We start from the raw sequence: 10,555 nt of genomic DNA on the forward strand, positions 1-10,555 counted from the left end.
GCTACGTCGGTGCTCCCACCCCGTAGCTCGCGATAGCCAAGACTCGGAGAACTCACGTCGGACGCTGGAAGCTGATCCCGGGTCGCTCCGTGGTGCCGTGGACAGCGGTCTCCGCCTCGCCGGAGCCGAACAGAACGTCCCGATCGCCCACACGCTTCAGGAAGGCGCCCGGTGTGAGCCCGACGAGCTCCCGGAAGTCGGCAATGAGGTGCGCCTGGTCGTAATAGCCCGCGTCCACGGCAATGCGTCCCCAGTCCTTCGAGGTCTCCGCCATCCGCACGGCACGCTGCAGGCGAACGGTCCGCGCGAAATCCTTCGGCCCGATGCCGACGTTCTCCATGAAGGCTCGGCGCAGATGCCGTGCCGTGACGCCCAGCCGCTCCGCCACGCTCTCCACCCGAACCTCGCCTCCTTCGATCAAGCGAACCGCACGGCGAGCGAGCCGTGCCGATGCAGGTTCGAATGTCTGCTGGGTACGAAGGGCGATCGCGTGAGAGAGCCGGTCAATCACCTCCGGCAGGTTTCGCGTTGCAAGGAGCTCGAGGAAGAGGTCTGCGCCCGAACGGCCCCAGACGTCCTCCAGCGGGATGATCTGGTCCGTCAGCGCGTTCGCGGTCACGCCCAGGAGCGGCGTCGACCAGCCGGGCTTGAACTGAAGGAGGACTGCCCGCACGACTCCGGTTGCATTCTTGAACAGCGCCCGCGTTCGCGGGCCCGCGACGCATACATCCCCTTTCCGCTCTCCTTCGAGCACTCGAAAGACAAGGGTCGTTCTGCCGTCGGGCAGCCGTTCAACGAGATATTCGCGTCCAGTGATTGGCACGGCAGCACGAATGTTCTCGACGAAGCGGGGAAGTGAGGACGTCAGGGCGGCAGAGTCCATCGTGCGCGGCATCCTCCTATTTTCGCGCGTCCTCCACGGCCCATCAATCCGGCGCGAAAGGAACTGAAAATGTCCGTTCCGTCCAATCAGAGGGCAGTTGCGGGAGATACGAATACGGGATGGACATCATGAGCAAACCGACTCCCGCAGGCATCACTCCCAACGCACCCACGCCGGTCCTCTCGGTCAGCCCCGTCGTGCTGCCAGCTCCTGGTCGCGCCGTCGAACTCCAGGTACGGGTCTCCGCACCCATGACTGGAGGCGAACTGCCCATCCTCTTGCTCTCGCACGGCCACGGCAACTCCAACCACCTCTCCTCGTTGAACGGCTACGGCCCACTCGCCAACTCCCTGGCGGCACATGGCTTCGTCGTGCTCCAGCCCACCCATCTCGACTCAAAGACGCTTTCCCTCCGGGACTCCGATCACCCCGATGCGCCGCTGTTCTGGCGATCGCGGGCCGAGGACATGAAGCGCATCCTCGACCAACTCGACGCGATCGAGCGCGCCGTCGCTGGGCTCGCCGGGCGCTTGGATCGAAGCAGGGTGGCCGTCGTCGGGCACTCGATGGGCGGGCACACCGCGAGTCTGCTGCTGGGCGCGCGGAGCAAGGATCCCCGCGACGGGACGGAAGTGAACTTCGCCGAGCCTCGGATCAAGGCGGGCGTGCTGCTCGCCGCGCCCGGCCGAGGCAACGCCCTCAGCAAGTTCGCGGCCGAGAATTACCCCTTCTTCTCGACCATCGACTTCTCCACGATGACGACGCCCGCGCTCGTGGTCGCCGGAGACAAGGACGGCTCTCCCATCTGACGGTCGCAGGCGCGGGCTGGCACGCCGATCCCTACTTCCTCTCCCCGAGCCCCAAATCCCTGCTCACCCTGTTCGGAGCAGAGCACGGGCTGGGCGGAATCGCGGGATATGACGCCGCCGAGACCACGGACGAGAACCCCGAGCGAGTGGCTGCCGTCCAGCGTCTCACCTGGGCCTTTCTCCGCACCGCGCTCTACCCTGGAGACTCCGCCTGGCAGGAAGCGCAAAACGCGCTGACAGGCGCAGCCAACCCGCTCGGACGGGTCGAATCCAAATGAGCATCCAGAAGCCCATCGAGCTCATCCAGGGCAGCACCGAGGAGTGAAGGGTCGGGAGGAGTGGTCCCTTGTGGTAGACCTGGACGGCCGCCTGCCAGGTCGCGAGCGGGTGAGTTTTTTCAAGAGGTTACGTGTGGCCATCCCGGCAGGCCTGGTGCTTCGCCTTCAAACTCGGAGGGACTGGTGGCACTGCGGGTGCATGATGCAGATCATGTCCGTTGATGGATGACGGGCCGCTCCCTGCTCCTCCGAGGAAGCTCATGCAGAACCCGGTCGCGCCAATGTCCCCGAGCCGCTGGTCCCATTCCTTCATGGACGGGATGCGGACGAAGATGGATCCGCTCGCCGACGCCGTCATCGAACGGCTGTTCACCGAAGCCCGGGTAGACAGCATCAACGGGCTGATGCGGACCCTGGTCGAGAACGATGAGCAGCCTTCGAGCAGGTTGCCACGCTACGTGAAGGAGTACCTCGCCCAGACGCAGGCGGATGTGCCGAAGCTGGACCGCGAGAAGCTGCGCCAGGGCCAGAAGTTCTTCGAGCTGTTTGGCCCCGAGGCGATGCTGGTCCTTGGCTTCTACTCTCTGCCGGCGTCCTACGCGGCGCGCAGGGGCGTCCAGGTGCTCTACCGCACCGGCTATCTGCACAAGCATGCGGTGCGCCGCGTCTTCGAGACAGCGCAGATGGTGGTGGACGTGATGGCCGAGGGGGGGCTGGAGCCCGATGGCCGGGGAGTGCGCACCGTCCAGAAGGTGCGGCTGATGCATGCGGCCGTCCGCTACACGCTCCTCCACGACGCCAAGAGCCCGTGGGACGCGCAGGATCTGGGTCAGCCCATCAACCAGGAGGATATGGCAGGCACGCTGATGACCTTCTCCTTCGTGGTGCTGGAGGGGTTGAAGATGCTCGGCGTCGAGCCCACCGCCGAACTGCAGGAGTCCTGGCTCTACACGTGGGCGGCGGTGGGGCGCATGATGGGCGTGGACCCGGAGCTGGTGCCGGCGTCCGTGGAGGAGGCCCGGGAGCTCACGTTCCTCATCCGGAAGCGGCAGATCGCCGCTTCGCCCGAGGGCGTGGCCATGACGGCCTCACTCATCGAGGGCGTGAGGCAGATCATTCCGGGGCTCCTGGAGGGCTTGCCCGAGAGCATGATCCGCTTCTTCCTGGACCAGGATCAGTGGCAGGGGCTCAACGTCGCGGACATGCTGGGGGTGCCCCAGCCGGGCTGGGCCTTCGTCATCCCTCAGGCCCTGAGGCGCCTTACCGGGCTGGTGGAGCGGATGGGGGACGCCAGCGCCGTCGCGGCCCGGCTGCTGCGCTTCCTCAGCATGAATCTGCTCGAGGGGCTGCTTCTGCTGGAGAGCAAGGGTCACCGCACGTCCTTCTCCATTCCGAAGTCTCTGCTGGAGCGCTGGAGGCACCAGCAGAGCGTCCTCATCGCGGCGCGCATGCGGGCTCCTTCTTCTCCTTTCGATTCCCACGTGCGGGGGTTTTGACCCAGGCCTCCGACGTGGCCGTGGCGGTGCCCCAGAAAAATCGCGCCCTTCCGCAACTTGGGGCCTCCTGCGGGCGATAACCTCCCTACAGTCTCACTTTACGAGGTTATCGAAATGCGGGTTTCCTCCGCTGCACGCACCACCCTCTCCGCCGCTGCTCCTTCGCAGCCCACCCTGAAGCAAGGCTCATCCGGCGCCGCGGTAAAGACCCTTCAGCAGGCCCTGGCCAAAGCGGGCTTTTCTCCGGGCGCGGCCGACGGCCAGTTCGGTCCGAAGACGGCCGCGGCCGTGAAGGCATTCCAGAGCGCCAAGGGCCTTGCCGCCGACGGCATCGTCGGGCCGAAGACGTGGGCCAAGCTGAACGCGGCAGGTTCCTCTACTACGGGTGGTAGCGGTCCCACGCTCAAGCAGGGCCAGAGTGGCGCTCCAGTGACCGCGCTTCAGAACCGGCTCAATCAGCTCGGCTTCAATGCCGGTGCGGCGGATGGCCAGTTCGGTCCGAAGACCACCGCGGCGGTGAAGGCGTTCCAGAGCTCGAAGGGCCTCGTTGCCGATGGCGTCGTCGGGCCGAAGACCTGGAACCAGCTCGGCATCACGGTGAGCGGCACGCCCACGACCCCTCCCAGCACCGGTGGCGTGAAGGGCAACTCCGCGCTCGCCAACAATGCCCGCGCGGTGGCGATGAGCATGGGTGGCTACTCGAGCCAGGGCAAGTGCGCAACGGGCGTGAGCCGCGCCATTCAGAACACCTACGGCATCAAGGTGTGGGGTAACGGCAACCAGATCGACGACAACCTGCCGAAGAACAAGTTCAAGCAGGTGAACATGTCGCTGGCCGACGCGCTGAAGATCCCCGGCCTTGTGCTCACCTGGGAGAAGACCTCCACGCGCCTCGGCAGCATCTACGGCCATACCGCTATCACCTCGGGCGACGGCAAGAGCTCCTACAGCGACTTCGTGGAGCAGAACACCCTGGCCGCGGGCGGCCGCAGCGGCCTCAAGATCTTCATGCCGATCTAGGTTTTCGGCCGCTCGGCGCCCTTACATCCTCCGTTACTGGCCCGTGACGGTGACGGTGGCCAGGACGGGGGTGGGGGAGGTCTGGCTCGGGCTCAGCCAGATGGTGCTGGTGCCGCCCTTGGGCACGTAGGGCCAGACGGCTGTGAAGGTGTTTCCGCCGCTGCAGGCCCAGACCTGCTGAATCCCGCCGCTGTTCTGAACCCACACACACATTCCCGTGTGGCCGGAGCCGGACAGGTTGTACGAGACCGTGGTGCTGCCAGCCTGGCCTTCGGGAATGGTCACCACCCTGGGAGATGCGGAGAGGGTGGGGGCCGTCCCCTGGCGCCCGGTCACGACGACCTGGGCGATGTTGGGAGAAGGCGAAGCGCTGCCTCCATTGCTGATCCACAAGGTCGTCGTCCCGCCAGCGGGCACATAGGGCCACACCCCGCTGTGTGCACCGCCACCGGAACAAGCCCAGAGCTGCACGCCGCCGCCCGAGTTTTGAACCCACACACACGGATCGCTGTAGTTGGTCGTGTTCCAGTTGATCGTCGTGGAGCCCGCCGGGAGTCCATAGGGCACCGTGACGGTCTGCGGCGAAGCCGAGATGCTCGCGGACTGCGGATAGCAATTCGTGTCGCCTGCAACGCAGGACACGTGCTGCATGACCGAGTCCGCGCCAGAACCCGGGCACGACGCGGGCAGGTTCATCTGGATCACCTGCCATCCTGGAGGAACACCTACCGCGGAGCAGTAGCGCAGGGTGCCGCCGACGGGGATGTCATAGTAGGACCGATAGGTGTATTGATTGAAGCACGCGCCGCCCGGGAGGCAGATGCTGTAGTAGCCGCTGGTATAGGGGTACGAGCAGGTCGGGACATTGGCCATCTGGACCACCGTCCAGCCGCTGGGCGGCAGAGGTCCCTGCGGAGTCGCACAGTTGGGACCCGAGGTGGCGTTCATGCCAATGCCGGACGCGTCAGACTTCGGCAATGCCAGGAACGGCAGGGTTGTGACATCCAATACATCTGGCGCGGTCGTCCCACCGGTCAAGGGTTGCAGTTCATGGGTTCCAGTGGGCGCCCAGGCGTCCCGGGCCAAGCCTTCATCGGCCTCGGGGCCTGCCACGGCGGAGCCCGCCAGCAGGGATGCCAACGCAAGGGCTGCGATCGTCATTGCCTTCATCAGATGGGTTCCTTCGGAAGTGCAGGGGACTTTTCCCCGGCAAATCCAAGGAGGACCCGCCTGAACGAGGTATGCAGGGAGAACCTGTCTTTCGTTCGGAGCGGAATTCACCGCTTGGGTCGGAAGAGCTGGTTGCTGCGGTAATCCCGGAATATCGAAAAACCCGAAAATCGCACTCATGGCCTCTCGAAGAGAAACCCTCTCTTCAAGGATGAAGACCGCCATGAAGAAGCACCTCTCTGGCTCGCTGGCTGTGCTGTCGCTGCTGTCCGCAGGCTCCTCCTTCGCTCATGGCTCCCTCGAGGTCCCCGTCAGCCGGGTGTACAACTGCTACAAGGAAGGGCCGGAGAACCCCAAGACCGCTGCCTGCAAGGCCGCGGTGGCCGCGGGAGGCACCCAGGCTCTCTATGACTGGAACGGGGTGCGGCGCGGGGAGGCCAATGGACAGCACCAGCAGCAGATCCCCGATGGCAAGCTTTGCAGCGCGAACAACGAGCTGTTCAAGGGATTGGATCTGCCCCGGACGGACTGGGCCGCGAGACTGATCGCCCCCAATGCCAACGGCCGGTTCGATTTCATCTATTACGCGACCGCACCCCATGCGTCGCGCTACCACCGGTTCTATGTGACGAAGAGTGGCTACAATCCCGCCCTGCCGCTCAAGTGGTCGGATCTGGAGTCCACGCCCTTCTGCGAAGTCGCCTCTGTTCCGCTCCAGAACAACCGCTACACGGTGAATTGTCCCTGGCCGGCGGGCAAGCAGGGCCGGCACGTCATCTACCATATCTGGCAGCGTTCAGACAGCCCGGAGGCCTTCTACGCCTGCACGGATGTCGACTTCGGCTCCGCGGCGCTCCAGGCCACGGAGTGGAAGGAATTGGAGCAGCAGGTCCAGGCGCATGAGGCGCTGCCCGCGGGGAGCCGGGTCACCTTCCGGGTGTTCGACCGGGATGGACGGGATGCGGAGCTTCACGATCTCTTGCTGACGGAGGAGCTGACTCCAGCAGAGAGCTGGCTCGTCCGGTTGGCCCGGCAGGTCAATGCCAGCTCTCGCTACGTGAGGGTGGGGACGCTGGGAGCCAAGGGAGAGATTGCCCCGATGGAGTCGGCCCAGGGCAACAGCGTCTACGTGAGGGAGGACGGGTACCGCTTCCAGATCGACGTCGAGAAGCCCGCGCCCACTCCGGACTGCAAGCATTGATGAGGTGAGTGCTTCGGGGGCGGCCCGCGATAGGCCGCCCTCGACCCATCCTCCCCCCGTGTCAGGGCTGCTCGCCTGGTCGCCCTTCTCCGCCTTCACCGTGTACTCGGGGAGTGCGGGTGACACGTGTCAAGCCTGAAATACGGCGTGCGGAGTCGCGGCTTCGGCCGTATATGCTGACGCCATTTGCTGGTGGCCGACCTCGCAGCCACCTGAGACAACGACGAGAGGCGTGGCATGGGAACGAAGCTCGACATCAACGGCGCGGTCCGCGAGGTGGAAGCCAGCGGCGACATGCCGCTGCTCTGGGTCCTGCGGGACCTTCTGCAACTGAGCGGGACGAAGTACGGCTGTGGAATGGCGCAGTGTGGGGCGTGTACGGTGCACCTCGACGGCAAGCCCGTTCGCTCCTGTGTCACTCCTGTCTCGAGTGTCGGTGAACGCAAGGTCACGACGATCGAGGGGCTGTCATCGGATGGTTCGCACCCCGTGCAGCGCGCATGGGCCGAGGCGGATGTCGTGCAGTGTGGTTACTGCCAGTCCGGTCAGATCATGACGGCCGTGGCGCTGCTCGACAAGAAGCCGGATCCGACGGACTCCGATATCGACGCCGCGCTGTCGGGCAACATCTGCCGCTGCGGGACGTACGAGCGCGTGCGCGAAGCGGTCCGGATCGCCGCGCGGCTGAAGCGAGGTGCCAGGTGACCGTCTCGCGACGAGGATTCCTCTCCGGTGCGGCGGCGAGTACGGCGGGGCTGGTGATCAGCTTCTATGTGCCGAAGGTGGTTCATGCCGCGCCCAAGGCCGCGCAGCCACCGCTGCCGTCCCCGAACGCGTTCCTGCGGATCGGCAGTGATGACTCGGTCACCGTCCTGCTCGCGCACTCCGAGATGGGGCAGGGCATCTGGACCGGCCTCGCGATGCTGATCGCGGAAGAGCTCGACTGTGACTGGTCGAAGGTGCGCAGCGAGCACGCACCCGCGGCACCGGTTTACGGCCACCCCGCCATGGGCATCCAGATGACGGGCGGGTCGACGTCCACGCACGGAGAGTTCGACCGGTACCGCAACGTCGGCGCGACGGCGAAGGTGCTGCTCCTGCGCGCGGCCGCATCCCGATGGAAGACCACGCCCGAGAAGCTCACCGCCGCGAACGGCGTGATCTCCTTCGGCGGCAAGACGCTGAAGTACGGCGAGGTCGCCGAGGAGGCGATGAAGCTGTCCCCTCCGAAGACGGTGAAGCTCAAGGATCCGAAGGAGTGGAAGCTGATCGGCACCAAGGTGCGCCGGCTCGACACGCCCGAGAAGATCACCGGCAAGGCGCAGTTCGGGATCGACGTCTCGTTCCCCGGTCTGCGGACCGCGGTCGTGCTGCGGCCGCCGGCCTTTGGCTCGAAGCTCGTGAAGTTCGACGGTGCCGATGCGCTGAAGGTCCCCGGCGTCGAGAAGGTCGTGCAGACCGCGAACGGTGTCGCGGTGATCGCCAGCCACTTCTGGGCGGCGAAGCTCGGCCGCGATGCCGTCCGCGCGGAGTGGTCGACGCCCGAGGGCGGTGGTGCCAGCTCCGAGAAGATCCTCGCCGAGTTCCGCGACCTGGCACGCGAAGAGGGCACGACCGTTGCCGACACCGGCAAGGTGAAGGAGAAGCTCAACCTCTCCGCCAGCAAGCTCGAGGCGTCGTACGAGGTGCCGTATCTCGCGCACGCCATGATGGAGCCGCTCAACTGCACCGTGAAGATCGACGGTGATCGCTGCGAGATCTGGACGGGGAGCCAGTTCCAGACCGTCGACCAGGGCGCTGCGGCGGCCATCCTGGGCACGACGCCCGACAAGGTCACGCTGCACACCACGTTCCTCGGCGGTGGATTCGGCCGCCGCGCGAACCCGGCGGCGGACTTCGTGTCCGAGGCCGTGATCGTCGCGAAGGCGGCCGGCGTCCCGGTCAAGGTCGTCTGGACGCGCGAGGACGACATGCGCGGTGGGTACTACCGCCCCGCGTTCGTCCACCGCGTCCAGGTCGGCCTCGACAAGGCGGGCATGCCCGAGGCGTGGCATCACGTCATCGTCGGACAGTCGATCCTCGCGGGCACGCCGTTCGAGAAGTTCATGGTCCACAACGGCGTCGACGCGACGTCGGTCGAGGGCGTCCCCGAGTCGCCGTACCTCGAGGAACTGAAGGCAAAGCACGTCTCGCTGCACTCCCCGAAGACCCCGGTCACGGTGCTGTGGTGGCGCTCCGTGGGCAACACCCATACCGCGTTCGCGATGGAGAGCATGATCGACGAGCTGGCGCACGCCGCCGGCAAGGATCCGCTCGCGTACCGCCTGGAGCTTTTGAAGGGCAAGCCTCGGTTCGCGCGCGCACTCGAGACGGCCGCGGCCAAGGCGGGGTGGGGAACGCCCGCCCCAGCGGGCCGGGCGCGTGGCCTCGCGGTGCACGAGTCGTTCGGCTCGATCATCGCCGAGGTCGCGGAGGTCTCGGTCGAGGGTGGCCGCATCAGGGTTCATGCGGTGACGGCGGCGGTCGACTGCGGAACCGCGGTCAACCCGATGGGAATCGAGGCTCAGGTCCAGGGCTCGATCGCGTTCGGGCTGACGGCGGTACTGCACGGCAAGCTGACCATCGAGGGCGGCCGGGTCGTCGAGAGCAACTTCCACGACTACCCCGCGCTGCGCATGTTCGAGATGCCGAAGATCCAAGTTCACGTGATCCCCAGTGACGCGAAGATGGGTGGCATCGGCGAGCCAGCGACCGCGCCCGTTGCACCTGCCGTCGCGAATGCGGTGTTCGCGCTTACCAAGCAACGGCTGCGCACGCTGCCGCTGCGTCTCGCATAGGACTTCCTTCGATGATGCGTATCTTCGTGACGCTCGTGCTCGTTCTTGCCGGATGTGGTGGCAAGCAGACGGTGCCTTCCGCGGGCGAGAAGCCGGATGAGGCCACCGGTGTGGTTGCGTTCGGGACCGTGCGCGCGGTGCTCCAGCACCCGCGTTGTCAGAACTGCCATCCCGCGGGCGATGCGCCGCTGCAGGGCAATGAGGGCCGCGTGCACGCGATGAACGTGCAGCGTGGACCCACGGGGCATGGCATGGTGGGTGCCGAGTGCACGACGTGCCACGGCCCGGCGAATCCTCCGAGCAACTATGGCCTCCATGTCCCTCCCGGCAACATCAAGGGCTGGCACATGCCGAAGCCTGAGGAGAAGCTCGTGTTCGTCGGCGTTGCGCCGCGCGCACTGTGCGAGCAGATCAAGGACCCGGCGCGCAACGGCGGCATGGACATGGCCGCGCTCCGCACCCACCTCGAGGACCCGCTCGTGAAGTGGGGGTGGAACCCGGGCTATGGCCGCGAGCCGGTGTCCACGCCGTACCCGGAGTTCATCGCCGCGTGGGAGACCTGGGCTGCCGCTGGCGCCCCGTGCCCCAACTGATCAGGCTGGGCGCGTTCCTTCTGCTGGGGGCTCGACGGTGTGCACCCGTTGGCCTCAGGCACGTGTCAGCCCTCGCCCGGGGTGGGAAGTCCTCTGGTTTGAGCGGCTGGGGATGGAATGTTTCGCATTCAATACGAATGGGTGGATGTGGGCTTGCCCCGGTTTAGTGGACACGGGAGTTATGCTGCCAACCTATCAGGTAGTGCGGCCCGTTCATAGTCCCTCGGGCTCAGGTAGCCGAGGCTCGAGTGTCGGCGCTTGCGGTTGT

General features: G+C 66.1%; 9 protein-coding genes. 7 read left to right on the plus strand and 2 right to left on the minus strand.

Features of this window, described 5'->3' with window-relative positions:
* Nucleotides 1-52 precede the first annotated feature (52 nt).
* Nucleotides 53-883, minus strand: a complete 831-nt coding sequence (locus tag KY501_RS51075) for a helix-turn-helix domain-containing protein (protein ID WP_224372874.1) — start codon at nt 881-883, stop codon at nt 53-55.
* A 128-nt stretch (nt 884-1,011) separates the two neighbouring features.
* On the opposite strand from KY501_RS51075, the gene KY501_RS51080 reads away from it, so the two are divergent.
* The 3 genes from KY501_RS51080 to KY501_RS51095 all read left to right on the plus strand — a co-directional run bounded on the left by KY501_RS51080 (nt 1,012) and on the right by KY501_RS51095 (nt 4,486).
* Nucleotides 1,012-1,692 (plus strand): alpha/beta hydrolase family protein, encoded by a 681-nt coding sequence (locus tag KY501_RS51080; protein ID WP_224372875.1) that lies wholly within the window; start codon nt 1,012-1,014, stop codon nt 1,690-1,692.
* A gap of 538 nt (nt 1,693-2,230) precedes the next feature.
* Complete coding sequence (locus KY501_RS51085; protein WP_224372876.1) at nt 2,231-3,466, plus strand: oxygenase MpaB family protein; 1,236 nt, start codon at nt 2,231-2,233, stop codon at nt 3,464-3,466.
* A 114-nt stretch (nt 3,467-3,580) separates the two neighbouring features.
* Nucleotides 3,581-4,486 (plus strand): peptidoglycan-binding domain-containing protein, encoded by a 906-nt coding sequence (locus KY501_RS51095; protein WP_304608736.1) that lies wholly within the window; start codon nt 3,581-3,583, stop codon nt 4,484-4,486.
* 33 nt (nt 4,487-4,519) lie between these two features.
* Here KY501_RS51095 and KY501_RS51100 read toward each other — a convergent pair whose 3' ends face one another.
* Nucleotides 4,520-5,656: a hypothetical protein gene (locus KY501_RS51100; protein ID WP_224372877.1), complete on the minus strand. Its 1,137-nt coding sequence runs from the start codon at nt 5,654-5,656 to the stop codon at nt 4,520-4,522.
* A gap of 223 nt (nt 5,657-5,879) precedes the next feature.
* On the opposite strand from KY501_RS51100, the gene KY501_RS51105 reads away from it, so the two are divergent.
* The 4 genes from KY501_RS51105 to KY501_RS51120 all read left to right on the plus strand — a co-directional run bounded on the left by KY501_RS51105 (nt 5,880) and on the right by KY501_RS51120 (nt 10,287).
* Entirely contained in the window at nt 5,880-6,857 is a 978-nt protein-coding gene (locus tag KY501_RS51105) for a lytic polysaccharide monooxygenase (RefSeq protein ID WP_224372878.1), read from the plus strand.
* 237 nt (nt 6,858-7,094) lie between these two features.
* A complete protein-coding gene (locus tag KY501_RS51110) occupies nt 7,095-7,562 on the plus strand; it encodes a (2Fe-2S)-binding protein (RefSeq protein ID WP_224372879.1) in 468 nt (155 codons plus the stop codon).
* A complete protein-coding gene (locus KY501_RS51115) occupies nt 7,559-9,694 on the plus strand; it encodes a xanthine dehydrogenase family protein molybdopterin-binding subunit (RefSeq protein WP_224372880.1) in 2,136 nt (711 codons plus the stop codon). The genes KY501_RS51110 and KY501_RS51115 overlap by 4 nt, the downstream gene beginning before the upstream one ends.
* Nucleotides 9,695-9,705: 11 nt before the next feature.
* Complete coding sequence (locus tag KY501_RS51120; RefSeq protein WP_224372881.1) at nt 9,706-10,287, plus strand: hypothetical protein; 582 nt, start codon at nt 9,706-9,708, stop codon at nt 10,285-10,287.
* Nucleotides 10,288-10,555: the final 268 nt, after the last annotated feature.

This window comes from Hyalangium versicolor (assembly GCF_020103695.1).
Lineage (GTDB): Bacteria > Myxococcota > Myxococcia > Myxococcales > Myxococcaceae > Hyalangium > Hyalangium versicolor.